This window comes from Candidatus Cytomitobacter primus (assembly GCF_008189405.1).
Lineage (GTDB): Bacteria > Pseudomonadota > Alphaproteobacteria > CAJXXZ01 > 1604HC > Cytomitobacter > Cytomitobacter primus.
Window position 1 is genome coordinate 25,047 of the sequence record NZ_CP043316.1, and the last position, 26,987, is coordinate 52,033.

Below are 26,987 nucleotides of genomic sequence, written 5' to 3' on the forward strand. Positions count from 1 at the left end.
GAAAAAGTAGAATAAAAATAATAAAATGTTGGAATTGTCAAAAAAGATATGCAAAAAAGTCGTAAATAATGGTTTTCATAATTTTCATGTGTTTCATAGTAAAAATAAGAGCAAGTTTTCAATTGTATTTGCGCATAATATTTTAGGAAACCATAAAGATATGAAATTCTTAATTGAGAAATTCATAGATAAATTTAATGTTATTGCAATTGATTTTTCTGGTCATGCTGGAAGTGATAATTTAACAAAATACTCGTATGATGCATATTTACATGATTGTGTGGCAGCTTTGAATTATGCAGATACATCTCATGTTATTTGGATTGGGCAAGGTATAGGGGGTATTTTAGGAGCAAAATTAGCAAAATTGAATTCTAGCCCTATTCTTGGGTTGGTTGCTTTTGATGTTATGAAATTTACAAATAAAAGTATCGATATATTAGATATTGAATTTGAATATAAAACATTTATAGATGCTCGTGAAGCGATTTATGAAAAGTATTCTAAGATTAATAAAAATATTCTGGATCAAATAATGTTAGATAAATATAAGGTAATGAATGAGATGTTTGTGAATAATTATCATATTAAAATCATTTCACAGATAGATAATTTTTTTAATTGTAATGTTTTGAGCTATTTGGAAGGTGTAAAATGTAAAACACTGGTTATGGATGATCAGGATTTGCTGAAAAGTCTTAAAAATTCATATATCGATGTTTACAATGTAGATAATGAAATAATATTAATGTATCAAGAAGAGCAGATTAATTTTATTTATAATTGGGCAAACTCTATTTTTAATAATGCAGAAGTATTTATGGAGCAGTTCCAAATGAAGCATGTCTCTTAAAAATTCTTCTCAATGCTATCCTCATAGTTCTGCGCAAAGCGATAGTATATCTCTCAAGGGTAATATGTGGATTTATCCAAAAGAATTAGATACAAACCATTTAAAGCAGGTTGCAGAATCTTATGACTTATCTAACTTAGAGTCAATTTTCCTCATGAATCGTATTACAAATATTCATGGATTTCTAAATGATAAAATATCTGATTATTTACAGGATAAGAATCTGGTAGATATGGGTTTGGTCGTACAAAGAATTAAACGTGCTATTCAAAATAAAGAGAAAGTTGCAATATTAGGAGATTATGATGTGGATGGCATTACTTCTACTGCCTTATTTATTAAATTATTTGATTTTTGCAAGATTGATTATGTGTATAAAATTCCCAATAGATCTGATGGATATGGTCATAATATTGATGATATAAATAAGATAGATGCATCATTAATATTAGTGTTGGATTGTGGGAGTAGTCAGGATTTTACAGATGTAGAAAGTGATGTATGTATTATTGATCATCACCAAACTAGCGAGAATCCAAATGTATTAGGTTTTGTAAATCCATATAGGTTAGATATAAATCCATTGACACAAGAGAATTTCAAAGGATTATGTACAGCAGGATTAATATTTATTGTTATTTTCAATTTAGTAAAGGAAATGAATTTACAGTTTGATTTTAAAGCTTTATTAGATTTAGTTGCATTAGGCACTATTGGAGATTGTATGGAATTAACTGGAATTAATAGGGCATATGTTAAATATGGATTGCAATTAATGAATCTGAAAAAAAGAGATGGCATTAAATTTTTATGTGAAAATTTGAAATTAGGGCAAATCACAGCATCTCAAGTAGCGTTTTATATTTGTCCTTGCATTAACGCAGCTGGTAGGCTTGGAGAATCCAATATTGCATTAAGATTTCTATGTAATGATCATGAATCATATGAGTTATCAAGAACTTTAATTGCATTAAATAGTAGAAGAAAAGAAATTGAACAAGCCTGTTTACAAGAAATCTTAAATAGCTTAGATAATATGGCTGCTCCAGAAAAATGTATTATTGTTGAGAATGAGCAGTGGCATCCTGGTATCGTTGGTATTTTAGCTGGAAGATTGAAAGAAAAATTCACTTTGCCAACTTTTGTTTTATATAAAAAAGGAGAGTTCTGGAAAGGATCAGCACGGTCAGTTAATGGAGTGAATATTGGGTCATTAATTCATGATTCTGTATGCAAAGAATTCGCAAAAGAAGGTGGTGGTCATGCTATGGCTGGAGGAGTGACAATCCATCAGAGTCACTATGGACAATGGAAAAATTTTATAATAGAAAACATTAAATATGGGAATACAGAGAACACAATTAAGATAGATGCGAATATGAGTTTAAAAGCCGTATGCAATATATCAGTGGATAAAATAGCACCATTTGGCATAGGAAATAATCCACCTCAAGTCATTGTGAAGAAAATATTATTAGAAAATGCAGTGAAGTACAATGAGCATGTTAGGTTGAATCTGAATGAAAATGGATTTAGAAAAAGCATATTTGCATTTAGATGGGGTGATTTGTACGAAAAACTACCTATAGGTAAGTTTATAGATATAATTATAAAAGTAGATGAGGGAAATAAAATGAATATTATCGATCTTTATGCTGTATAAAAAATAGTTGCATAAGTGTTATATGTGCTACATAAATTACAATATACCTATACTTTGTCATATTCTTATTATCATTATTTTCTGTGAAACTACTGCATATTTCATGTGATAATGCATGTATTTTTCTATAATATATTTATATATTTTCTTGTAATTTTTCTATATATTATGTCCATTATTGAGCAATAGGCCATTAGGCACTTTATAACATTAAAATACTATGATATTTCTAGTGCATGCTTGTTGTTACCCGTTTTGCCCCTTCACCTACAGGAGATTTACATATTGGAGGAGTTAGGACCGCTTTATTTAATTGGTTATTTGCTAAAGTTCATAATGGTAAATTTTTATTACGAATTGAAGATACAGATCAAAGCCGTTCAAATGATAAGTCATTAACAACTATTATTGATGGTTTGTCGTGGATGCATATAAACTGGGATAAAGAAATTGTGCATCAATCTAATAATGTAGATTATCATAGGAGCATTGCTTATGATCTATTAGAGCGGAAATTAGCTTATAAATGTTATTTAACTCCTGAAGAGTTAACAGAAATCAGAGAAAGTAATGATCATAAACAGTTGAGAAAATATAGAGATCACATAAATGATTTAGATTTGCCTTATGTTATAAGGTTTAAAATGCCATTAAATGGAAAGATAGTTATGAATGATCTTGTTCAAGGACCTATTAAGATTGATTGTGAACAATTAGAAGATTTTGTTTTATTGCGTCAGGATGGAAACCCAACATATCAACTTGCGTGTGCTGCTGATGATTATAAGATGAATGTTACACATATTATCCGAGGGGATGATCATATTACTAATGCATTTAAGCAGATTGCTATATATCAAGCGCTAGAATGGACATTGCCATATTATTCTCATATCCCACTTATACATAATGATATTGGTAAAAAACTATCTAAAAGGAATCAAGATTCTGGTATCTCTTTCTATAGAGATATGGGCATTTTGCCTGAAGCAATGCTTAACTATTTGCTGAGGCTGGGTTGGAGTCATGGAGATGATGAAATTATTAGCGTAGACCAAGCAATTAAGTGGTTTAATTTAGAAAATATTGGAAAATCTGCTGCTCAACTTAATATGGATAAATTATTGCATATTAATAGTGTATATTTGCGCAATAAAGATGACGCAGAACTCTATTCTTTATTATGCAATGGCATGAAATTGGACATTGATAGTATTCAGTGTGATATGGTGAAAAAATCAATTTCTTCCTTGAAAGTCAGAGCTAATACGATGAATGAATTAAAGTGTATGGTTCAAGATTTTTTTGGAGATAAATTACCTGAATATCATATTAGCACTCCAGAAATTTCTACAGAAATACAAAGTTTTTTGAAAAATTGGATCCCGAGTGAATTAGAAAATGAATTCAGAGAAGAATTAAAGAAACATAATATAAAACTAAAAGATGTTGCTCCATTTATTAGATTTGCTTTGTCTGGTAGAAAAATATCTCCAGGAATTTTCGATATGATTAAATTTTTAGGTACAGAATTATCAAAATATAGATTAGACTATGCCTTGAGACATGCTGTTAAATTATAAAAAAATACCTATATATTTAATTTTACTTAACTTGCTATCTATTTCAATAATAGTGTATATTAGCTTTGTTATAAATGGTTGGTATAGTTCTTTTTATTCTGTACTTGCAACTCGTAATGCAGATTTGCTTTATTTGATTTTTATTTTTGTTGCATATAATGCTATATCTCATATTAGCATGAGTATAAAAGAATTTATTGAGTGCTCTATTGCTATTAAATGGCGCAAAAACATTACATATAATTTAGTGGAAAAGATTAAGCCATCATTGATTGATATTGCCAATCCAGATCAAAGGTTATGTGAAGATACAGAAGAATTCACATCATATACTGTTAGGCTAATTTCAGATTTAATTTTAAATGCTATTTCTTTGATTATTTTTATTGTGATTTTATTTCGTGTTACTTCATTTTTATCTGGTATTAAGCTAGTTTTTGGAATGGTTTCTTACACATTATTTTGCAATTATATTTTATCTAAATATATTAAAAAATATACACTATATTATGGAGAAATAGATGAGGTGAATGAAGCAAATTTACGCTCAGATGTATATGAATTGCACCAAGCAAAGTATGGGTTTAGCTCTGCTTTAAAAAACGTAATTTATAGTATTTTTAATGCTTTATTTTTGAATAAGATACGATATTTTAAATATAAGTCTGCATTATCTTTTTTGCAGAAGTTTTTTGATGATAATATTGGTATGATATTGCCATATTTTCTAATGTATTATTTTACAAATGATGGAGCATGGGATATTGGGATTATTATGCAAGTTGTGCATTGTTTAGTAACTATTAAATTTAGGATGATGTTTTTTAGTGAGAATATACAAAAAATATCTGTCATGAAAATTGGATATATACGCTTAAAGCAGTATATTCACAATGTTTTAGCCAATCAAAGTACAAATTTACAATGTGATAAATCCCTTAATCTCCAATTAAAATTTGAGAAAATCATAGCAGAGGACAAATTATTATTAAAAAATATAAAATTTAGTATAGAAAAAGGCGAGTCTGTTTGTTTGTATGGTGAATCAGGGATTGGCAAAACTACATTACTTCGTTATATTAATAACTCTATTAAAAATGCCAAAGGGCAGATAAGCTATGACGGCACTATGAGATGTTTATGTTTGCAGAATCTGCAGAATTATATTTTGCTAATGCGTAAAAATAAAGTAGAATACTTATCTCAAGGAGAATTACAACAAGAATGTATTTCATGCTTGATAACAGATAAGCCAGATTGGATTGTTTGGGATGAATTTTGCTTAGGGTTATCTCAGCAGAGTAAAGAAAAAGCATTTAATAGATTAAAATCATGCTTAATTAATACTGGGTTAATTATATTGTCTCAGGATAAGTTAGATTTTTGTGATAAGAGCATTGCTTTAGAAAGGTTCAAATGATTATTTATAGAATACTCCCTTTTATTTATATTACATCCTATGTATCTATTCTATTTCTTATGAAACAGGTAAATCTAGATTCGAGTGTAAAGGCGTTAGTTAGGTTTGGTATTTCATTTTTAGCGTTGATGCCATTATTTGCATTCAATATACGTAAATTGAAAACGTATAACCATAAAGTATATTTACTGAGAGCATTAATTGCATCTTGCGCTGTGTTGCTTACTTATAAGGTATATAATAGCCTGCCTTTTGCAAGTGCTACATCTATATCTTTAAGTGAACCACTATTTAGTGCATTATTATCATTCTTAATACTAAGGGAAAGTATCTCTACTAAGAAGTGGATCATGCTATTTATGGGTTATATAGGGGTGATAGTATCGATATGGCCTATAGATTTCGCAAATAAATATATTATGCTTCAAGGATTTTTACTCATTGCTAATATACTTGTTTCATTCAATAGCATAATGATCAAACAGCTAAGTGTTAAAGAAAATGCTATAACTGTAATATTTTATTTATATGTATATATTATTCCTGTATTGTTTTTGCTAAATATAATATTGGGTAACAGTGTGTGTATTGCTAATATGTTTACTTTCGAGAATATGAGAATATTGATTCCTATTGGAATCTTAGGTGCTTTTAATAATTTAATTATGATTTATTCTTTGAAAAAATTGCCAGTTTCTACATTTACATCTTCTCAGTATTTTAGAATATTCTTGGCTTCTGCAATGAGTTTTTACGCAGGAGAGCATATATCAGCAAGTGAAGTAATTGGAAGTATAATTATTGTCATTAGCTCTGCTTTTATATAGAAATTATAAAAACTGCAATCAAATATGGTTTATATTCAAAATTATTGTAATTTAACATAGTTTGAGTTAAAAATAGTAGTTTTATTGCTGAATATAAATTTTGGATATTATAATATAATGATACAGTAGTATGCTTAGTATAATAATTTTTGAATAGAGAGTTATTTGTTTGAGTGTAGATGGCGCTATGCTGATTCTGACACTTTAATTATTCTAAGCAATATTCCATTTTCCATTCTCTTCTTTCCATATTTTCCCTTTTGCTTTGTCTTCAGGTGGGTTCCATAGTATATTTTCTACACTATCATACTGATCATTAGCATGGTGGAAATAAATATGCACATCAAATTTTATGTTTTTCATATGATGATTGTTTCCTATATTATGCTTTTGAGTGCTTAAAACTACAGGTTGCTCATTTAAATATTTATCATTTTCATCTCCATGCGGAAGAAATTTTCTAAACTTCCAAAATGCTTCATTTAAAATATCCATATCTTCTGCATTTTTTGTTATCAGTAATATTCTTTTATTGTATTTATATAACTTGTAAATTAGCTCAAATAAATTTCTTACAGATTTATCTATATTGCAAAAATAAGTAATCATAATTTATCTACCATGTTATTTATGCTTGATCCATCATGTTTTTAAACATTACGATAAATAATGCTCCAGCTGATAATGATATTACTGTAGTAGAAATAATCCAATTTGTTAGATATATTGAATTCTTATGAAAACTATATATGTTGATTAAAACAAATGAAAATTCACTAATTTGTGATAATAATACACTTGATTCTAATGCAACTCTATCTTTCCAGCCTAAAATTTTTAAGCTAGATGTATTGATCAAAAGCTTGATCATAGTAATTACGCAAACTATAAGGCATATAGAAATAATGTTATGCATAATAAATACTATGTCAAATAATATTCCTATATATATAAAGAAAGACATCATCATCATTCCACTTAATGGAGCTGAAAAAGCTAATAATAGATTTTTAGGCCCTGCATTCCCTAGTATAAATCCACATAAGAATGCTCCATATACGCCTGATAATCCTAGATACTCTGATATTGCTGCAAACCCAAAACATGATGTTACTGAAATCAAAGCATTAATTTCAGCATTTTTGAAAACCCATGAGTTGAAAAATTTATGTACGATTTTTAGCTGTGCTTTGCTTAAGAACATTACAGTCCCAATCATACTTGCAATTGAAATAATAATTTTAATAAACAAGCTATGCATACTGTGATTAAAAATCAAACTTTTCAGAATCATAATCATAGGTGCTAATGTTAAATCTTGTGCAATTAATATGCTTACCACCAAAGATTTAACAGGTGTGTTGATTTCATTAGAACTCTCCATGATTTTAATAGCTATTGCTGTGCTGCTTAATGCCATCATGCATGTTATTAATGCAATTGTTGCTGCATCTAATACAAAAAAACATGATATTAGCAAGCTAATTAGAAGTCCGAAAATAGTTTGAATAGAAACGCAGGCAATGGCCGTTTTCCATACTTTTCTAAACTCATATACATTAAGCTTTAACCCTACAGTAAAAAGCATGATTAGCATCCCATAATCCCCTATGATTCTGATAACTTCAGGATTTTTAATCCATTTTAGCGTATAAGGTCCAAGAATAACTCCAGCAAAAATATATCCTAGAATTGGAGGCTGTTTCATTTTTATAAATAACAACGACATTAAAGTACATGCAGTGAGCACAATAGCAATTTGATTGATTTCTGCAAATCCCATAGATATCATTATCGCATATATTTAATAAAAGTAAATTTGACAAATTATATTTCTGCAAGTTTTAAAGTAAATTTAGCATAAATTTATAGGAAATTTCATTTAGGCGCAGTATATTTATTACGAAAGAAATGTATTCTGCCAAACTATTGAAAGTATTATAGAAATAAAAAGTTTATAGGAAATCCATATAGAGTTTATAAAAACAACGGTGATCAATAAATCAGAATGAATAAATTTAATAATTTCATAAAGGTAAATTTAGTATTTTTTAATTATATTTCTCATATTATTAATTTGAAGAAATAAATATTAACCAATCTCTAGGGTAGAAATAGATTGTAAGGCTATAAAAAGCTTGAAATATAAATGCCTAAAGTATAATGTATATTTGTGTTTTCTTGTCTAAAAAAAGTGAGTATTGAGAATGTTTAAGTTTATAACTAATTTATTTAAAAGGTTATTTTGGAGTTCAAATAAAGTTTTACTTCATGATTTATGGAAGATAGTTGATCAAATAGATCAAATAGATTTAAGTGATTTAACAGATCAAGATCTTTCTGCTATGACCATTACCCTAAAAGAAAGGCTGAAAAATGGAGAGTCTGTTGATGATATCCTAGTTGATGCCTTTGCTATTGTACGTGAGGCTGCTCATAGAGTTTTAAATGAAAGGCCATACCGCGTGCAACTTCTAGGTGGAATTGCATTGCATAAAGGTATGATATCTGAGATGAAAACAGGTGAAGGTAAAACTTTAGTTGCTGTTTTGCCAGCTTACTTGAATGCTTTGACAGGAGAAGGTGTTCATGTTGTTACTGTAAATGATTATCTTGCTGAGCGAGATTCGAAATGGGTAGGAAAAGTATTTAAGTTCTTGGGCATGTCTGTCGGATGTATATTGCATCATATGGGTGATGAAGCTAGAAAGCAACAATATGCATGTGATATTACATACGCTACTAATAATGAGTTAGGGTTTGATTATTTAAGAGATAATCTGAAGATGAATAATGAAGAAGTTTGTCAAAGAAAATTACATTGTGCGATTGTTGATGAAATTGATAATATTCTTATAGATGAAGCTAGAACTCCTTTGATTATTTCTGGTCCATCAGAAGAAAGTTCTGGGCTTTATAATTGGGTACAAGATATCGTTTCACAACTTAATGAATCTCATTATGAAAAAGATGAAAAAAATCATACTGTAACCTTAAATGAAGATGGAATGCATAAAATCGAAGATGTTATGCGTGAAGAGGGTGTATTAGAAAATGATAAAACATTATATGACCATCAACATATTGCACTTGTTCACCATATTAATCAGGCTTTAAAGGCTAATACTTTGTTTGTTAAAAATGTACATTATATGGTAAGTAAAGATGAAGTAAATATTATCGATGAGTTTACAGGTAGAATTATGCATGGGCGTAGGTATTCTGATGGATTACATCAAGCACTTGAAGCTAAAGAAAATGTTGAAATTCAAAAGGAAAATCATACTTTAGCTTCTATTACTTTCCAGCGACTATTTAGAATGTACGATAAGTTATGTGGTATGACAGGAACTGCATCTACTGAAGCAGAGGAATTTGAAAAAACTTATAACTTAAGTATTGCGGTAATTCCAACTAATAAAAAAGTTGTAAGAATTGATCATGAAGATGAAATTTATAGAACTTTAAAGGAAAAAATTAATGCTGTAGTTGCACTTGTAAAGATTTGTAATGCGAAGAAGCAGCCAGTTTTGTTGGGAACAAGTAGTGTAGAAAAATCTCAATTGTTCGCGCAAGCTTTAACTGAGCATGGAATTTTACATAGAGTGTTAAATGCAAAAAATCATGCTAATGAGGCTAAAATTATTGCGAATGCTGGTAAATTAGGTCATGTTACTGTTGTTACAAATATGGCTGGTAGAGGTACAGACATTAAATTAGGTGGTAATGCGAAAATATTAGTTGAAGATGCAATTAAAGATATTGAGGACTCTGAGCAAGCTGAACAAGTAAAGGTTGATATAATTCAACAAATTGATAATGAAAGAAATGAAGTATTGAAGGCTGGTGGTTTGTTTGTTATTGGAACTGAAAGACATGAAAGCAGAAGAATTGATAATCAGTTAAGAGGTCGAGCAGGGCGTCAAGGTGATAAAGGTGAATCTAAGTTCTTCTTATGCTTGGAAGATGATTTGATGAGGATATTTGCTTCTGGAAGTCTGGATTCTTGGTTGAAAACATTAGGCCTTAAAGAGGGTGAAGCAATTACTCATAAGATGGTAACAAGAGCAATTTCCAAAGCGCAGAAAAGAGTAGAAGCACATAACTTTGATATTAGGCAGCAAATGAAAAAGTATGCAGATATTAAAGAAGATCAAATGAGCTATGTTTATTCGTATAGGAAAGATGTTTTGCTTAATTTTGATTTTACTGATTTGCAAAAGCTAGTTGATTCAGTTGTGACAAATGCTATTCAAAACTTCTTGCCACAGAGTAAAGATTGGGATGAAGATAAGCTATCAGAATATATTGAAAGTGTATTTGGAATAGAAGTAGATATAAAATCAGCGGTTAAAGATAATGCTATTAATCAAATTGCCCTTTCAAATTATATTATAGATAAGCTGTCTATACATTTTGAACAGTTTAATAATGAGCAAATGGTGAGTATTGCTAAAATGGGCGTTCTGCAATCAATTGATGACCAATGGAGAAGTCATGTACAGAATTTGGATTACTTAAAACAAGGTATCAGTCTTAAAGGTTATGCACAAAAAGATCCATTAGTAGAATATAAAAAAGAATCTTTTGAGTTGTTTGAGTCAATATGGCCTGTAATTTACGAGAATTCTATAAGAAATCTAATAAACTGGCAAAGAAATATGTCAGAAAATATGCAGAACAGCATGCCAGATAATAATGTGTCAGAAAACCCTGATATTTCAAGTATTAATGGCCTTTTCAACGAATAGTTAAGTGTGAAAATATATATTCATCAACAATGCTAATAAGCAAGATATGAAATAGCAGTAATGGTCAATATATGAATATAAAATATATTTTGTGTTTTATGAGATGGTCAAAACATGCTATATAAAAATCTCTCATATTTAATAACAAACTAATACAAGTGTATGTTTTGCTATAATTATTTTGTGAGCATGTTATGTTTTTGGTAAGTACTGTTAAGCCTAATTTTGAAATATATTTGACATTTCCTGTAAAATGCAGCATAAATCATATAAAAACATATCGAGGAGAAAATAGTGCAAAAAATATTTTTATTGTTTATCACGTCATGCATGTTTGCTATGCCTACATTTGATTCTTTACAAGCTCATGATGAAAAAGTGGAGAATGCGGCCGCTAATAGTGATAGTGTTGCCAATGACAGCGTTGTAGATGAGCAGCAGCATAGGAATAGTATGGCAGACAATAGCGATACAGATTCATTATATAGCAATACAGATACATTTTCAGAGACAGATTCTTCTGCATATACATCATCTGAATCACAGCATCTTATTTTAAAATACAGTTTGCATAATAAGATCACACCAAATGCAGCAAAGCGATTTGGAAGACTAATTAATAGAGAAGGTGAAAATAGAGAAGAAATTGATGAGGACCGTTTTGCAGAAATAGTATATATATTGCAAGATATAGAATGTGCACAAAGAAATAATATTGTTAGAAGTGCGCAATATGATTTTGATCAATTTATCAATTTGAAAAAACATTTACTTGAATTGCATAACCAATTGTACGTTTTGCAAGATTCAGAGTGGAATGATAGGAATCAGAATCATGGTGACAGTATGCTATCTAGCGATGAGCTGGCAAACCGTATGAATTTAATTCATGAGGAGAAGCTTGAATCAGATCGATTAGCAATTGCTTATCAAGAATCAAAGTTATATTGCAAAATTGAAACAGGCAGAAAAATTGAAATGTTTGGTGGTTTGGTATATAAATATGGGCTATATGATGATCCATCGATTGGTAGCAATGAATTAATTGATGGATATTTTGATTTATATGAAAATGCAAATAGAGGATTTGTTTGTAATGATCAAGTAATGGCGTGGGAGCAATTGGTTGATAGAATGAATAAAGCCTACCAGCTTCAATATCAAATAGTGACAAATAAGCTGATTCAACAATTAATGGCTAAAGATGCACAAAAGCAGGTAATAATTGAATCCCAAGCAAAGCAAATTGAAACACAATCAATAGATATACAAGGTTTGGAAATCAAATTACAAGAGCAAAGAAGTGAATCTCAAATGCAAATCAAAATGTTAAAAACAAAGAACACTAAACAAGAAGAAGATATTAAAGAGCAGCAAAAGCATATAGATGAAATACAGCCAAAAATGTGGGGTAATTTATATACAGACACTTCCTTAGGATTGAGATTGTTAGTAAGCGATGGAGAAAATTTGCCTATTGAGTTCACACAAAAATTTAGTATGTCGAGTAAAGCATCAATATGTTCTTCATTCTTTCTTGGAACAAGTAGTGAAAAAGATGAAAATACTAAATTACTATGCATTACAACTAGTATCCCTGCTGCTATAAATACATTTGTATATAAAGGTTATATAGATATTTATGGTGGTTTGACCATTGAAAGCTATATGGGGGCAGATCCTGAATTAGCAGAAACAAATTATATAGAAGATATATTTCATGCAAAGCAAAGATTAGAGTTAGAGAGAAGAATTGAAGAATTAGAAGATACTACTGAAGAAATAAGATTGAAAAAACAGTATTTAAAAAATATTGAAGAGTGTAAATTAAAAACTATAAAAATCAATGCATCTATTAAAGAAAGTAAAATGGAGAAAGAGGTTCTAGATAGATTTAAAATTGCTATTGAAATGGTTGAATTGTCTGAGCAATGTATTGATCTGCCTATTAATAGTATATATCATGGGATGAATGGTCAGAATGATTTTCAATCTTTTATGCGATTGTATAATGAATACAAGGCGTTTTTGAATAGTACATGTGGAATGAGCATGCATGGTAGAGTTATGGCTAGAGCTGTGCCTAAAAGCAGCATAACAAAAGAACTCTATAATGAATATTGCAGGAAAAATAAAATAGATGGATTTGTTGATTTGTTTAATAAAGAATTTGAGAGTTTCGAAAAATCATATCAAGTCACAAGAAATAATAATTATAAAGCATTGTATGAAACATTAAATCAATTAAGGCAACAAAAAAGCATGATTGACGCAAAGCGTAGATATGGGAAGTTAGAGCAAGAAAACACATTAAGGTTTGAAAATTATGAGAAGCAATTATCTGAAGCAAAGGAAAAAGAAGCTGAATATAAGAAATTGCTAAGTAGTATGACTGGTAAATTTGGTTCAATCTACAATTGTCGATGAATATTGTAAATAGATGTTATAATTGGGTTATTGAAGATTTTTACTATAAATTTCATTATAACTAATATATATTATTTCATTCATGCTTTTCATTCTTGTAAATTTACTATTATATAAAACGTTAAATAGATTGATATTCCTAATATTTAGTACACTATTGGCGAAGTTGTCTGGCTGATTATTTTCATTTTTATATGTAATCTTGATTTTTTTTTGTATTTATACGATGATTCATCATGCGCGATTGTTTAATAACCGGATATAGAATTCAATTCGGACATAATGTAAGTCATGCTAACAACAAAACCAGACGTATATTCCTTGCAAATGTACATTCTAAGTACATTCTAAGTGAAAAGATGGGTAAAGTTAAAGTTAGCATATCACACAGAGGTGAAAGAACCTTAGATAAATATGGTGGGTTGGATCAATTTTTGTTGAATGCAAAAAATAGAAGACTTACTGTGGATGCTAAAGTTTTGAAAAGAAAATTAGCAAAGCAAACAGCAAAACAGCTTAAAAAAGCTCAAGCTTAATTTTCAACAGATACGCTTATTGATATCTAAATGCATTCTAAAAGCACAATCTTAAGTATATAAGGTATTTGTATGATACGCTGAAAATGTTAGCATTAAGTCTATGAAAATTGTAACATGGAATGTGAACTCAGTAAGGGTAAGATTGCCTTTATTAGAAGAGTTAATTAAAACAGAAAACCCAGATGTAATTTTATTGCAAGAAACGAAATGTATGAATGACGTTTTTCCACGTGAGTTTTTTGAATCATATAATTATCATTTAGCTATACATGGTCAGAAAACTTATAATGGAGTTGCAATAATATCGAAATATCCTATAGAAAATATTAAGTGTAATTTAGATGATGAATCTGTAGAAGCTAGATATATTGAAGGTTTTACAAATGGAAAATATGTTGCATCTATTTATGTTCCATGTGGGAATAAATCTCCAGAAGCGTACGAATATAAGCAGAAATTCCTTAGTCAAGTAGCAAGTCGATGGGATAGTGATGATGAGATTGTTTTAGGTGGGGATTTTAATGTAGCAATGTCAGATAAAGATATCCAAACCCCAGAAAAATGGGTAGGAAGTGTTTTGTGTACTCCAGAAGTTCGTAGTGAAATGCAAAAAGTTTTTGATAAAAGTTTTTTTGATGTTCATGTTGATCAATTTGGGAAAAATGACTTTACATGGTGGGATTACCGTAGACCAAATGAAGGTTTGAGAATTGATTACATATTGGTGAAAAATATTGCTGGGAAACTAGAAACTTTACGAAAATACAGGCAGATGGAGCGTCCAAGTGACCATGTGCCAGTTATGATTACGTTAACGTGAATGTATATTTTATACCCAATTGTGACTGCATTAAGTTGAAATAGTACAATAAATAAAATAGCAAAATGTTTTTGCAAATCTATATAAGTTTATATAGAGTTGAGCTAGATTAGCTGCTCAAAAATATTGCAAATATTAGCATGATTCCCTTTTCTAAGCATATGAATTATCATGATTTATACTTTTTATATTATGTGATTTATAGTAGACTTTATACGATTTTATAGCAGGTTAGTAAAAATTTACTTGACTTTTGATCATTAAATGTACTATAAGATTAGACAAGTGAGGGACAAATGAAAAATATATTTTTATTGTATTTGGTTTTTGCACAAGTGTATGCTGGCTCAGTAGGAGATCTGGATGAAATGTCTGCGGGGGTGTGTTCTTCAATTAATAGAGAAATGTTAAGCCATGATGAGTCAAGTAATGCTAGTAGGGGTTATTTTGCAGTACATAGTGTTTCTACGACGCCTGGCTTTTCTCCGATGTCTAGCTTTTGTTCGACGCCTAGGTCATCTTGTACACAATTTTATCCATTTAGCGATTTATCATTAGACCATTTAAGTGATGTTGATGACACATTTGATTCTGCTATACATTATTTTATTGAATATACGAAGCATATGATTGGAAGTATTGTTAAAGCTGAATCTCGTGAATTGATAAAAATATTAACACTGAAAAGTTATGAAGAGTCAGATAAGATAATGCAAAAGATAAGGAATAAGGAGAATTATTGCTTTGAGGGATTTGTAAGTATTAAAGAATCGTTATTAGCGAAACATTATAAATTACATCGTATGCAATCTGCTGAATCTATGGTTCGTAATAAATATGGTGATATTGAAGGTTTGGCGCGCACAGAATTAGTAGATCGTATTGCAATAATGAATGAAATGAATCAATATATGGACCGTATTTCATTGCAGCATGATTTATTGCAGGGGTATTCTGAAATTGATTATGAAAGAAAGATGGATATCATTGGCGGGGCGATATATTCTGAGTATGGTAGCTGTAGGCTTAGTAGTACATCTTCTAATGCAGGCGAAAACGGCATTAGTGATGAGAATGATAGTCTTAGCTGTGATGATTCTAATCCATTGTCATTGAACTATGTATTGCATGAAGATGAAGTTAGAAGATTTATTTATAAAGATCAAGGTGAAGCATGGAATAGTTTAGTAATGAATATGGATAATAGTTATAGGATAAAGTATGAAAGTATTACTAATAAGCTGATCATGCAATTGGTGAAGGAAACTCAGGCAAGTAGGGATATAATCAAGGCACAGCAAGCTATTATTGATATGCAGCAAGGTAAGATCGAAGAAATTACACCAAGAATGCAAGGGAATTTATATAAAGGCATGCGCGATGAGCTGATCCTACTAGTTAGAGATGGGGATCCTTTGCCTATTAAGTTGACACATATGGGCAAAACTTATGATGGGCCTGAGATAGAAGAATCAGTATTTTATATTGAAACAAGTGGAAAGGCACATGAGAGAGTTGAGCTATGTAAATCTAGTGTAAATATTTCTGATGATTATGTTAGATATGATATAGCAATTGATATTTATGGTAATCTGACAGTTAAAGCTCATACTGTGTCAATTCCTAATGTAGCTGAATGTGGCTCTAATAGTATATTTAATGCGCAGAGCATTATGGATATTAGGGAAATTTCACAAAAGAAATTACAAAGTAAAAAAGTTGAAATGATTGATCAAGAGATAAATGAGATTCAAAATAGTATTAAGTTTAATGAGAGTGAAGTGCAAAAGTATAATCAGCGCTCTATAGAAGGAGCAAAGGAAATTGAAGAAATAAAAACACAAATAGAGAAAAACAATGCAGAGATAGCAGAAATTCAAGAAAATATTAAAGAACTCCAAGATGATATTAATGAAAAGAATAAACAGGCCAAGGAGATGATAGATAAGAATAGAGATTCAGATGTAGAGATAAAGAAGATAACAAATCAGATTGAGAGATGTAAGAAAAGTATTAGTAGATTTGATACAGAAATCAAAGAACATAATGCAAAAATTCAAGAAAATAAAAAATCAGCTAAGGAAGATGAAAAGAAAGCGAAGATTTATGAGGAAACAGCTAAGTATCATGAATCATTGATTAAAGAATGTAAAGAAAAATCTGAGAAATGCAGTGCAGAAATCAAAGAATTCGAAATTAATATTAAAGATGCAGTAAGTGCTAATAAAGAAAGGGGAGAAAAGATTGATGAATTAAAGGAAGAAGTGCAAGAAGTACAAGAGAGTATTAATGAAGAAAATGAATCAGTAGAGAAAAAAGAATCAAAGATTAGAGAATTAAATAAAAGAATAGAATCTAAATTAAATCTTGATTTGTGGAAAAAGAATGAATCTGAATATGTAGCTAAGGTTAAACAAGGAAATGAAAAACTTGCGGAACTTGAGAGCAAGAAAGAAGAAGAAGTGAGGAAACTTCAAGAGATTAACAGTCAGTTCAATGATTTTTTTTTACAGGAGCAATAGAAGAATCTTCTAGATGTGATGGTCAAAAATTATTGAACATGAAGCTAGAAAAATTACGACGAGAGATGCAAGATATAAAGCTTGCAAAGTTTGAATTGACAGTTAGCGCTCAGAAACTCGAGGAAAATATGGGTACGTTCGCATCGTTACGTAGATTGATTGCGGTGGCATATGAGAAAAAAGCAGAAGGGAGTTTAGATGATGCAGATTATTATGAGATTGTTAGTGCTGTTTTAAAAATTCATGAGCAAACTAAAGAGGCATTAAGTTATAATATGATGAGAGCAGATGAAATAATAGAAATGGCGCGACGCAGTATATTATAGTGAATGTGCTAATTGGTTAATAGGGGAATAAAGTTAGGGCAATGTAAACTGTGTATACCTGTGTTTTTAGATTTGTATTGAGCATAATGAATTTAAGCTTTCTATATTATATTCAATAATTTGTAAGCTTCAAACACAACTGCGGTTATCTGATCAATATAATTCACATGTCTATAGCATCATAATACACCAACCATTATGGTGAAGTTGATTATAATATGTTTCTTGTATATTAAAATATGGAAATATAGTAATAATAGTATATTTAATTTGCATGTTTCTTCAATAATTTTATGTAGTATGCATATAAGTTAATGCAAAATAGCATGCTAATCAAAAAAGACTTCAAGTTAAATTATAAGCTAATGATCAGGTTAATTAAAATATAAATAATTGATCATATAGTATTTTATAATTATATAATAAAGATATATTCTAGATAAATATTAAAAGCAAACAATAAAATAGTAAGTAATATCTCATAAAAAGCAAAATAATTTAAAGAAAGCACAAGAATATAATTATTCAGCATTCATTTGAATTGACGATATGATAATATATATATCAGCACAATCTGTTGTATGCTTTATAAATTGATTGTTTATGAATACATGATTATTTATCTACCTGTAGCAGATCAAGATCAATTCAATTGGTTTGTATTTTTATAATATATTATCTATATATGTAGCCTATAATTAGTTTTTATTATTAATTCAAGGAATTATAGATTATTTTATGCATTAAAAATCAGTTATAATTTTTATATAAATAGTGTGTTTGGAGCCACTGTACAGTTTTATTCCATTTAAAATTATATGTTATAACAATTACTTTAATTAGCATGGAGTGAAATGAGTGTTTATTGCATATATAGTTCATGCTTTTTATGCAGTATTAATTATATTGTACATTGCTTGTATATTTCGAATCATACTATACTATTTCAAATCATATTGTTTCTTTATATATAATCTTTTTAATCATACTTTCAATGCATATGATATTAGAGTAGTGGTTTATATTTAGAGTAATAACTATTTTCTATTAATGTATATAACTATGAAGTTTGTGCTTTTATAAATTATATTTCTATTGATTGCTTTACTTGTTGTTCTATCTATATTCGTTTGATTTGCATGAAGGATGATTGATATCAGATTTTCATGATTGGCATTGATTTTCATTAATCCATGTTACTATTAAGTCATTCCATGCAGATAAGTCTGTTTTTTCTAATACGTAATGTGCAACATTTTCACCAGGGTGACTAATGCCAAGTCTGACACGGTGGTAATCTTGTCCAATTGCAGCTGAAATGCTTTTCAATCCGTTATGCCCACCAGTTCCTCCACCTTCTTTGAATTTGATAGTATGGTTCGCTAAATTTAAGTCATCATGAATAACTAAAATCTCTGATGGTTTGCATCTATTCTTACTTAAATAAGATAAAACTGCTAATCCAGATGAATTCATATAAGTAATTGGTTTGATCATATTGAAGTTTTGATTTTTCGAAATAATGAAGTTGGATTTCTTATTCGCTGCAAACTCAGATAGAAGAAACTGCTTTTTTAATATATCTAAAAATATAAATCCTAAATTATGTCTAGTATGGTCATATTGTGTTCCAATATTGCCTAAACCAACTATTAATTTATAATCCTTTATATTTATATGAGATTTGATCATTCTTTAGGTTTAGATGGAGATATAATAGTTGCAAGAGTTGTATTTGCAGTAAAGCTTAATACTTGAACATCTGAAGGTATATTTAGATCTTTTAATCTAATTGCATCTCCAATATTACTTTGAGCTAAATCGAATGTCACAGCTTCAGGGATATTGTTTGAGGAAACAACAGATTTAATACCTTTTGTTAAAACATTCAATATTCCACCTAATTTCATTCCTGGACAAAGTTGTTTGTTTTTAAATGCTATAGGCAGTGTAACTCTAATTTTTTGATCTGGCTCAATTACAAACAAATCAATATGTAATGGTTTTCCAGTTAATGGATGATATTGCACATCTTTTATAAGTACTTTATAGGGTTTGTCGTCTAATGCCACATCAACCTTAGAGATCATAAAATTTGGAGTGGTCAATAATGTTTTAGCATCCTTATAGGACATATTTGCACATTCTTGATTTGATTTTGAGTAAATTACTACAGGAACCATATCTTTAGCTCTAATATTTTTTGCTGATTTAGTTCCAAACATTTCTCTTGAAAAAAGATTTATCATAATAAGTATAATTTAACCCGTATTGGAGTAAATTTCAATGATTGAATTAATAATTATAAAATTTATATATGGATTTAAATAAATTCACATATATATTTAAATGAATTGAAGGCGAATAACCGGTCTCGAACCGGCGACCTCTAAAGCCACAATCTAGCGCTCTAACCAACTGAGCTATATCCGCCATCGATATAAGAATACAAAACAAATATTAGAATGACAAGTAGAATGAAGGTAATGAGTAAAAGCATGATTGTAATAATTACAAAAATAGAGCAGGTAAATAATTCTAAATAATATAAATTCATACTGAAAATACTTGAAATTGTTAAAAATATTAATTTTATGCTAAAATTGCCTTCATGAAGAAAATAATAGTATTAGTCGGGCCTTCAGGGTCTGGAAAAACATCATTAGCTAATATCCTTTCTTCTAAAGGTTTTTATAAACCAATCACATGTACAACTAGAGAAAAAAGGGTAGGAGAGGAAGATAGTGTTGATTACTTTTTCCTTTCAGAAGTAGAATTTATAAAGAAAAAAGACAACCAAGAGTTAGTAGATTACGATAAAGTTTTTAGCACATGGTATGGTGTTGAACGAAAAGAATTTGAAAAGAATGATCAAAATGTTGTGATGCCTGCTACTTTTATAGGGGTTGCAAATCTGAGAAAGCATTTCGATAATGTGCAATCTATTTTTCTGAACCCTCCTAGTGAAGAGATTTTAATTCAAAGAATGAAGGAGAGAATGATGTCTCCAGAAATGATAGAAAAACGAATTAAAAATATACGATTTGAAATGTTAAATTTGAATAAGTGCGATTACGTGATATCGACAAATCAAACTATTGAAAAATCGTGTAAAGATTTAGAAAGGATAATATGTTAGATAATAATTATAATTTGAAAATTAGAAATAATGTTGTGTTAGCTCTAGGTTTAGTTAGTGCTGCTATATATGCTTTATGCTCACATACATTGATTTATTGGTTGTCAGACCTCGATATTCCTACAAAAGCGTTAGGATTTGTGAGTTTGATATATATAATTCAAGCGTTAAAGATTTTTTGGATTCCTGTTTTTGAGAAATTCAATGTTCCATTGTTAAATAAATTTTTAGACAGAAGAGCAAGTTGGATTTTCTTGTGTATTTTAGTATCTGGAAGCTTGATATTATATATCAGTTTTTTACACCCTTTGCGTAATATGTATGTATTTGCAACGTGTATTGCTATAGCAACTTTTGGAATGTCTATTATGGATACTTTATTAAGAGCACAGATCATGAAATTGGCTATTGATAATGATAAAGATCAAACTACTATTATGGGGTTAGGTGCTTTTGGTTTTAGGATTGGTATGTATATATGTATCAATATTTATTTCTTATTATCTTTATGCATAGCATGGAAATATATTTATAGAGTATCAGGAGTATTAATTATACTTTCATCTTTACTACTATTCATATTGCCAAAAGTGACAGAATTAAGCAAAGAAAAATCATTGAAAGAATTGCTTATAGTTCCATACCAATCATTTCTTAAGAAGAATAAAAAATATATTTGGAGTATTGTAGGATTTATGGTGTTTTTTAGGTTGCAAGACAAACTATTAGCGCCTACATTCTATAAATTCATTAGTGGCTTGAAACCAGCGAGTTCTTTGCCATTTATTTCACAATTAGGTATTAAGCCAATTTTCTCATTCTATAAATTCATTAGTGGTCCTATCATGGCATTTAGTGTGTATTACAGCATTAAATTCTTAAAAAAGCATAGTTACAAATCTAATGCATTTATAAGTGTTCTAGTGCATTCATTAACTTGCTTGCCTTTGCTAATCTTAAATATGCAAAAAACACATATTCCACTATTTATTTTGTTTACATTGTTATTAGAGAAGCTTGTTAGAGGGTTTTCAAGTAACGTATATTACTTATACCAATCTAAGTTTTGTGAAAAAGAGCATGCAGCAGGTCAAATTGCCATGTTATCATTCTTAGAAGCTATGTCTGGGGCTATTTTCGGATTGTCTTCAGGATATATAGTTGCATATTTTAGCTGGACAGCATTATTTATATTGGGTACTTTTATTAGTTTGCCAGTTCTGTTTTTCATTAAAAAACTACCAAATGATTTATGAGAATGACTGTAAATTAATATCGTAGTTTATATGATAATATCCAGATTTAGATTTTTTTAAATTAGATTCTATATGATGATTTGAATCTGATACCATAATTTTATATTTATATTTTAATGATAGATTCTAGTTAATAATAAGGTCTGTACGTTTGATATTACGCATCAAAGTATTCCACTCATTCTTTGACATGTTTGTATCATCTTTTGTGATTTGTTTGCCATTTGCTAGTTCTTGTACAACTTTTAACCCTTCTTTAGATAAAGAGCAATGATTATAATTATTGAATGCGTCATATGTGAATGGAACCCATAAACTGAGAATTTCTTTGATCTTTAATGCATATTCACGTATTTCAAACTGAGCGTACGATGATGTTCTTAATTTAATAAATCTGAGCAAGTTATTTAAATCTATTTTCCAGTAGAATTGTGTATATAGATTTGTCGGAAGTATTCCTCTAGAAATTTCTCGCGCAACTCCATCTTCGATTAAATTGGTGTAAGTTTCAAATGATTCTGAATTGACTCTATTAATCTGCTGTTGTGCATTTTCTCTGATCGGTATATCTAGATCGCTTCCTCTAGCTTGTCTATTACTCATATCTTGCCCTGTGATATTGTCGATTGAAGGACAGTAAAAATCTCTTTCCATCTCAGAATATCTAGCAGAATATTCATTTACATTCGCAGTTCGATGTCTGAGCCATTGTCGAGCTACAAAAATTGGAGCTTTGATATGTAATTTGATTTCGCACATTTCAAATACAGAAGTATGTTCATGTCTTAGTAAATATCTGATTAAGCTTTTATCACTGCTAACAGATTTAGTGCCTTTACCATATGAAATTCGAGCAGCCTGTACAATTGCTGAATCGTCTCCCATATAATCAATAACTCTAATAAACCCCTTATCGAGGATGCTCATTTCTTCCCCAATAATTTGTTCCATACTTTCGACACAAGTTCGTTTTGTTTCCATATGAAAATTAAAGCATGAAAGTTTATCTTGTGTCCATATGAAGATTAAAACATGAAATAACTTGGAGTAATAACTGTAATCAGCATAGAACAATAGATGTAATAGTGGTAGCAAATTACTTGAAGTGTTTTTTAATTAATGCTTTGAAATGCTTCCCTCGTTCTTCGAAATTTTTATATAAGTCGAATGATTTAAACCCTGGTGAAAATATTATAGTTTCATTTTGATGGTTCTTTGACAAACAAATCACTGCATCTTCTAGATTAGTATAAATAGAGCAATTTATTCCTATACTTAATAGGATTTTCTGTAATTTATATTTGTTTTCTCCAATAATAAATGCATGCTTAATATTTTGAGCGGGAAGGTCTTTGATATATTGCTCACAGATATTGCTATTAACCCCTCCAGTGATCCAATAACTTATTTTATGTTTTTGTAGTATGTAGTTAGAGCATGCAAGGTTTGTGCTTTTGCTGTCATTAATAATGATGGGATTGTTTTGTACGATTTCTTGCCTATGCGCTAAAGTTTGAAAATTAGCACATGCTTTGTGAATATCTTGCGGTGTTATACTCAGTTTTCTACACACATTATAGGCAGCTGAAAATGCAATATAAGGAATATGATGCAGATACTTCTGGTAGAACTCTATTGTTTGTTTTGGGGCATTTTGGATATGATTTTCTGGTGCATTATGGATGTAATGATTGTTTTGGTGTTTGCAGGTTAGGTTTTCATTAATAAGCAAATATTTTGATAATGTAGCGAGTTTATATTTTGCGTTTGCATAATCTTCATATGAATTATTATAGGACTCTAAATGATGGTTTTTGGAAATATTCAATATTACTCCGATGTCAAATTTAGTAGAAATTCTTTCTAACTGAAATGATGATAGCTCAATGATTGGAATTTCATTATCTTTAAGGTTATCTACTGTACATCCTAAATTTCCTATAGCCTTTGCAGGAATATTATTGGCATTTAAAATATGTTCAATTAAGGAAACTGTAGTAGATTTGCCAAAAGATCCAGTACATGTAATTTTTATGTTTTTATTCTGAGAGTATTGGAAGAAAATATCTATTTCATTATATATTTGCTCATTTGCTACTAATTTAAGTAAGGGATGTGATCTGATTCCAGGGCTGAGTACTATTTTTGAAATGCATTGAGCATGATTAGTGGCATTATCACAATTGCTGGATTGCATATGATTACTATTGGGTTGTGCTTTATTATTGTTGTTAATTTTATTAATTATGAAGGTACGATATCCCATTTTCTGCGCTAGTTCTCGTTTTTTTAGATCATCATCCCATATGCAGAATGTTTGATTATTAGCTTGAAGTATTTTTGCGCAAGATTGATTAGATATACCAAATCCTAATAAAAGATATGTCATATATAAATGAATAACACTCCTAAGTTTACAATCAGCATAAAGTAATAAAATATTTTTGTAACGTTCTTTTCATGGAAATAATGCTCAAAATGGTGATGAATAGGTGCAATTATGAAAACTTTACGCTTAAATACTTTGATAGAGAATATTTGTATAATTACTGATAATGTTTCAAGTACGAAAATGCATCCAGTTAAGATGAAAAGCCATTCACAGCTGATCACCAAATGATTGATTGCTAAAAATGCTCCTAAAGCCATAGATCCTGTATCTCCCATAAATATTTTAGCAGGATACTTGTTGAATTGCATAAATGATAATAGCGTTGCAAACATAATTGAAAGTAATGCAACGTTAGCTGAGAATCCAAAATGATATATTTGGAATGTTATAAGAAAAAGCAGAGATACTAAGGAGCATGATCCAGCTAATCCATCTAATCCATCAGTTAAGTTCACAGCATTTGCAGAGCTAACTACGACAAATGACCACCAAATAATTGTTAAATAATTGAAGTTCAAGTAATCAAAGTGCTTAATATTGAGATTAGTATTTAAGTTTAAGTATGATTTGAATACTAATAATATTACAATAGATGTAACAAATTGTAATAAAAATTTGTACCTTGCTGATATTCCATGATTATTTTTATAATATAGTTTTATAATATCGTCATAAAATCCAATTAATCCAAACAAAACTGTAATGCAAATTATCATATAGTGTTGAATGTTTAGGAATTTACCGTCACTTCCACCCAAACTACTGAAGGAATACAACAAAAATATTCCTATGAAAATTACTCCACCTAAAGTTGGAATATTCCTCTTATGTTTATGTTTTTTTATATATTTTGAGATTGGCTGTGATGCTTTTTTATTTTTTATTTTGATGTAGGTATATAATGCAAAAAAAGTGCAAATCATACTGAAAGATAAAATATCACTGATTTGACTGATGAATATTAAATACATTGATTTCTCTGATATAAAATTCATGGCAATTGATGGAGCAATCAATAATGCAATTATGAAACTATACAATTTGGATGTATTGATCCTATTAACAAGTAATAAGCTTGCAAATTGTACTATTTGTAAAATTTTAAATTTAAATTCCATGTTGTTCTCCTAAACTTATATGTTGTTCTCCTAAATTAAATGCCATATTGGTTACTTAAGCTAGGCCTTATATTGTTCTTCTAGGTATTTTACAACTAATTTGATATCAGTTGAATTGCTCCCTTTTAGAAGAATTATATCATCTTTTCTGATGATTTTATCTAGATAGTCACAAATTTGCTTATAATTTTGCAATATTATACCTGTTTTTGATGTCCATTTTTCTCCTAATAGAATTAGTATATCTACACCAAAATCTACATTATGGTACTGTGCAGTATATTCGCCTAATTCTCCCATTTCTCCTAATACAGCTATCTTTCTATTTGGGTATGATTGCAATTGAGCTATTGATGCGTTTAATGAAGTTGGATTTGAGTTAAAGCTTCCATCTATAATTGTGAAAACATCATTGTTTTCTAATGTACGCTTACTGTTTTTTGATAGTTTTAATATGTTATTTCTACCTTTAGATGGTTTGTAATTTGAAATATTATTATGTGCATTTTGAATATTTTCCTGTTCTGCGATTAATAAAATAGGAACTGCATTTTGCTTGTGTATATCATGATTTATGCTGAATATTTTACTATTCTGTACTTGTGAATCTGAATTGAGTGATGAGTTTGAATCTGTGATTGTGAATTGCAGATTTCTAGGGCAATACTTCTCACATATTAAAGGGAAAAAAGCATGTCTTTGGGTGTATTTTAGTAAGTAAGATTTCTCTTGAGCTATATGATCTATATTTTCAAAATTACCAATATGTCCAGGTCCGATTGTAGTGATAATAGAATAGTGTGGTGAGGCGATTGATGATAGTATATCCATTTCATGTGGATTATTTATTCCTAACTCTAGAATTAAATATTCTGGGTCTGATGTCAGATTACATATAGTAAGTGCAAGGCCATATATTGTATTATAGCTTGCTGGAGTAGCAATTATATTTTGATCAGAAAAGGCTGATATCATTTGTTCTTTAGTTGATGTTTTGCCTGCTGTGCCTGTAATAGCAATTACAGTTGCTTTTAAATTATTACGAATGTTTTGCGTAAGCTGAATGAGGGCATTTTGGACATTTTCTACTTTAATGAGTTTGTCTTGTGGAATATCCAAATTCTTTTCAGATACAATATATTCTGCTCCTTTACCCAAGGCATCTTGTGCAAATTCGTGACCATCATTTACTGCCCCTTTTATACAGAAGAAAATTTCTCCACTTTGCACAATTCTACTATCAATGGATATCCCAGATATGGTATTTGATACATTATGATTTATTTGAAATGTTTTCTTCATTATATTTGGAGTAATTAACTTCTTGGTGGTTAATATCATTACTTTAATA

The 26,987-nt window shown here is 29.5% G+C and carries 20 protein-coding genes, 1 tRNA gene and 1 pseudogene; 13 read left to right on the forward strand and 9 right to left on the reverse strand.

The genetic code is table 11. The features are described from left to right. Positions 1 to 25 precede the first annotated feature (25 nt). The 5 genes from FZC34_RS00125 to FZC34_RS00145 all read left to right on the forward strand — a co-directional run bounded on the left by FZC34_RS00125 (position 26) and on the right by FZC34_RS00145 (position 6,346). The gene (locus FZC34_RS00125; protein ID WP_148971451.1) at positions 26 to 853 is read left to right on the forward strand and encodes an alpha/beta fold hydrolase; all 828 of its coding nucleotides are present in this window, start codon (positions 26 to 28) and stop codon (positions 851 to 853) included. After that, complete coding sequence (locus FZC34_RS00130; protein WP_148971452.1) at positions 843 to 2,516, forward strand: single-stranded-DNA-specific exonuclease RecJ; 1,674 nt, start codon at positions 843 to 845, stop codon at positions 2,514 to 2,516. Before FZC34_RS00125 ends, FZC34_RS00130 begins: the two co-directional genes overlap by 11 nt. Before the next feature lie 236 nt (positions 2,517 to 2,752). Further along, the gene (gltX, locus tag FZC34_RS00135; protein ID WP_148971453.1) at positions 2,753 to 4,099 is read left to right on the forward strand and encodes a glutamate--tRNA ligase; all 1,347 of its coding nucleotides are present in this window, start codon (positions 2,753 to 2,755) and stop codon (positions 4,097 to 4,099) included. After that, a complete protein-coding gene (locus FZC34_RS00140) occupies positions 4,083 to 5,519 on the forward strand; it encodes an ATP-binding cassette domain-containing protein (protein ID WP_148971454.1) in 1,437 nt (478 codons plus the stop codon). Before gltX ends, FZC34_RS00140 begins: the two co-directional genes overlap by 17 nt. Beyond that, complete coding sequence (locus FZC34_RS00145) at positions 5,516 to 6,346, forward strand: DMT family transporter (RefSeq protein WP_148971455.1); 831 nt, start codon at positions 5,516 to 5,518, stop codon at positions 6,344 to 6,346. The genes FZC34_RS00140 and FZC34_RS00145 overlap by 4 nt, the downstream gene beginning before the upstream one ends. A gap of 213 nt (positions 6,347 to 6,559) precedes the next feature. Here the strand turns inward: FZC34_RS00145 and FZC34_RS00150 are convergent, their stop codons facing one another. Together FZC34_RS00150 and FZC34_RS00155 are read right to left on the reverse strand one after the other, a co-directional pair. Beyond that, positions 6,560 to 6,955 carry a DNA polymerase III subunit chi gene (locus tag FZC34_RS00150; RefSeq protein ID WP_148971456.1) on the reverse strand — a complete coding sequence of 132 codons (396 nt, stop codon included), beginning with the start codon at positions 6,953 to 6,955 and terminating at the stop codon, positions 6,560 to 6,562. Positions 6,956 to 6,974: 19 nt separating this feature from the next. Beyond that, positions 6,975 to 8,129 carry a cation:proton antiporter domain-containing protein gene (locus tag FZC34_RS00155; RefSeq protein WP_187440045.1) on the reverse strand — a complete coding sequence of 385 codons (1,155 nt, stop codon included), beginning with the start codon at positions 8,127 to 8,129 and terminating at the stop codon, positions 6,975 to 6,977. 424 nt (positions 8,130 to 8,553) lie between these two features. Between FZC34_RS00155 and secA the strand changes: the two are divergent. From secA to FZC34_RS00185, 6 genes and pseudogenes are all read left to right on the forward strand, one after another. Further along, positions 8,554 to 10,951, forward strand: a pseudogene (gene secA, locus FZC34_RS00160) (preprotein translocase subunit SecA); the annotation flags it as partial. A 440-nt stretch (positions 10,952 to 11,391) separates the two neighbouring features. Continuing rightward, entirely contained in the window at positions 11,392 to 13,524 is a 2,133-nt protein-coding gene (locus FZC34_RS00165; protein ID WP_148971459.1) for a hypothetical protein, read from the forward strand. Between the two features lie 236 nt (positions 13,525 to 13,760). Further along, a complete protein-coding gene (locus FZC34_RS00170) occupies positions 13,761 to 14,060 on the forward strand; it encodes a large ribosomal subunit protein bL28 (protein ID WP_148971460.1) in 300 nt (99 codons plus the stop codon). A 103-nt stretch (positions 14,061 to 14,163) separates the two neighbouring features. Continuing rightward, complete coding sequence (locus FZC34_RS00175) at positions 14,164 to 14,883, forward strand: exodeoxyribonuclease III (protein WP_148971461.1); 720 nt, start codon at positions 14,164 to 14,166, stop codon at positions 14,881 to 14,883. Positions 14,884 to 15,179: 296 nt separating this feature from the next. Continuing rightward, complete coding sequence (locus tag FZC34_RS00180; protein WP_148971462.1) at positions 15,180 to 17,405, forward strand: coiled-coil domain-containing protein; 2,226 nt, start codon at positions 15,180 to 15,182, stop codon at positions 17,403 to 17,405. A 38-nt stretch (positions 17,406 to 17,443) separates the two neighbouring features. Next, complete coding sequence (locus FZC34_RS00185; protein WP_148971463.1) at positions 17,444 to 17,731, forward strand: hypothetical protein; 288 nt, start codon at positions 17,444 to 17,446, stop codon at positions 17,729 to 17,731. A 1,164-nt stretch (positions 17,732 to 18,895) separates the two neighbouring features. Here FZC34_RS00185 and pth read toward each other — a convergent pair. From pth to FZC34_RS00200, 3 genes are all read right to left on the reverse strand, one after another. After that, a complete protein-coding gene (gene pth / locus FZC34_RS00190; RefSeq protein ID WP_148971464.1) occupies positions 18,896 to 19,423 on the reverse strand; it encodes an aminoacyl-tRNA hydrolase in 528 nt (175 codons plus the stop codon). Further along, positions 19,420 to 19,980 (reverse strand): 50S ribosomal protein L25, encoded by a 561-nt coding sequence (locus FZC34_RS00195; RefSeq protein WP_148971465.1) that lies wholly within the window; start codon positions 19,978 to 19,980, stop codon positions 19,420 to 19,422. Before FZC34_RS00195 ends, pth begins: the two co-directional genes overlap by 4 nt. A gap of 110 nt (positions 19,981 to 20,090) precedes the next feature. After that, positions 20,091 to 20,164 (reverse strand) — tRNA-His (locus tag FZC34_RS00200). A gap of 178 nt (positions 20,165 to 20,342) precedes the next feature. On the opposite strand from FZC34_RS00200, the gene FZC34_RS00205 reads away from it, so the two are divergent. Beyond that, positions 20,343 to 20,870, forward strand: coding sequence for a guanylate kinase (locus FZC34_RS00205; RefSeq protein ID WP_148971466.1), 528 nt, complete (start codon positions 20,343 to 20,345; stop codon positions 20,868 to 20,870). Next, on the forward strand, positions 20,864 to 22,126 hold the full coding sequence (locus FZC34_RS00210; protein ID WP_148971467.1) for an MFS transporter: 1,263 nt from the start codon (positions 20,864 to 20,866) through the stop codon (positions 22,124 to 22,126). Before FZC34_RS00205 ends, FZC34_RS00210 begins: the two co-directional genes overlap by 7 nt. A gap of 126 nt (positions 22,127 to 22,252) precedes the next feature. Here the strand turns inward: FZC34_RS00210 and thyX are convergent, their stop codons facing one another. From thyX to FZC34_RS00230, 4 genes are all read right to left on the reverse strand, one after another. Next, positions 22,253 to 23,107 carry an FAD-dependent thymidylate synthase gene (thyX, locus tag FZC34_RS00215; RefSeq protein ID WP_148971468.1) on the reverse strand — a complete coding sequence of 285 codons (855 nt, stop codon included), beginning with the start codon at positions 23,105 to 23,107 and terminating at the stop codon, positions 22,253 to 22,255. A 115-nt stretch (positions 23,108 to 23,222) separates the two neighbouring features. Beyond that, complete coding sequence (gene murD / locus FZC34_RS00220; RefSeq protein ID WP_148971469.1) at positions 23,223 to 24,515, reverse strand: UDP-N-acetylmuramoyl-L-alanine--D-glutamate ligase; 1,293 nt, start codon at positions 24,513 to 24,515, stop codon at positions 23,223 to 23,225. Further along, the gene (gene mraY, locus FZC34_RS00225; RefSeq protein WP_148971470.1) at positions 24,512 to 25,636 is read right to left on the reverse strand and encodes a phospho-N-acetylmuramoyl-pentapeptide-transferase; all 1,125 of its coding nucleotides are present in this window, start codon (positions 25,634 to 25,636) and stop codon (positions 24,512 to 24,514) included. Before mraY ends, murD begins: the two co-directional genes overlap by 4 nt. Before the next feature lie 60 nt (positions 25,637 to 25,696). Beyond that, positions 25,697 to 26,977 (reverse strand): UDP-N-acetylmuramoyl-tripeptide--D-alanyl-D-alanine ligase, encoded by a 1,281-nt coding sequence (locus tag FZC34_RS00230; protein WP_148971471.1) that lies wholly within the window; start codon positions 26,975 to 26,977, stop codon positions 25,697 to 25,699. Between the last annotated feature and the right edge of the window lie 10 nt (positions 26,978 to 26,987).

Bases quoted from the DNA above. Each gene is read 5' to 3' on its own strand.
- FZC34_RS00125 (WP_148971451.1), top strand. From the start codon at position 26: ATGTTGGAATTGTCAAAAAAGATATGCAAAAAAGTCGTAAATAATGGT.
- FZC34_RS00130 (WP_148971452.1), top strand. From the start codon at position 843: ATGTCTCTTAAAAATTCTTCTCAATGCTATCCTCATAGTTCTGCGCAA.
- gltX (WP_148971453.1), top strand. From the start codon at position 2,753: ATGCTTGTTGTTACCCGTTTTGCCCCTTCACCTACAGGAGATTTACAT.
- FZC34_RS00140 (WP_148971454.1), top strand. From the start codon at position 4,083: ATGCTGTTAAATTATAAAAAAATACCTATATATTTAATTTTACTTAAC.
- FZC34_RS00145 (WP_148971455.1), top strand. From the start codon at position 5,516: ATGATTATTTATAGAATACTCCCTTTTATTTATATTACATCCTATGTA.
- FZC34_RS00150 (WP_148971456.1), bottom strand. From the start codon at position 6,955: ATGATTACTTATTTTTGCAATATAGATAAATCTGTAAGAAATTTATTT.
- FZC34_RS00155 (WP_187440045.1), bottom strand. From the start codon at position 8,129: ATGGGATTTGCAGAAATCAATCAAATTGCTATTGTGCTCACTGCATGT.
- FZC34_RS00170 (WP_148971460.1), top strand. From the start codon at position 13,761: ATGCGCGATTGTTTAATAACCGGATATAGAATTCAATTCGGACATAAT.
- FZC34_RS00175 (WP_148971461.1), top strand. From the start codon at position 14,164: ATGAAAATTGTAACATGGAATGTGAACTCAGTAAGGGTAAGATTGCCT.
- FZC34_RS00180 (WP_148971462.1), top strand. From the start codon at position 15,180: ATGAAAAATATATTTTTATTGTATTTGGTTTTTGCACAAGTGTATGCT.
- FZC34_RS00185 (WP_148971463.1), top strand. From the start codon at position 17,444: ATGAAGCTAGAAAAATTACGACGAGAGATGCAAGATATAAAGCTTGCA.
- pth (WP_148971464.1), bottom strand. From the start codon at position 19,423: ATGATCAAATCTCATATAAATATAAAGGATTATAAATTAATAGTTGGT.
- FZC34_RS00195 (WP_148971465.1), bottom strand. From the start codon at position 19,980: ATGATAAATCTTTTTTCAAGAGAAATGTTTGGAACTAAATCAGCAAAA.
- FZC34_RS00205 (WP_148971466.1), top strand. From the start codon at position 20,343: ATGAAGAAAATAATAGTATTAGTCGGGCCTTCAGGGTCTGGAAAAACA.
- FZC34_RS00210 (WP_148971467.1), top strand. From the start codon at position 20,864: ATGTTAGATAATAATTATAATTTGAAAATTAGAAATAATGTTGTGTTA.
- thyX (WP_148971468.1), bottom strand. From the start codon at position 23,107: ATGGAAACAAAACGAACTTGTGTCGAAAGTATGGAACAAATTATTGGG.
- murD (WP_148971469.1), bottom strand. From the start codon at position 24,515: ATGACATATCTTTTATTAGGATTTGGTATATCTAATCAATCTTGCGCA.
- mraY (WP_148971470.1), bottom strand. From the start codon at position 25,636: ATGGAATTTAAATTTAAAATTTTACAAATAGTACAATTTGCAAGCTTA.
- FZC34_RS00230 (WP_148971471.1), bottom strand. From the start codon at position 26,977: ATGATATTAACCACCAAGAAGTTAATTACTCCAAATATAATGAAGAAA.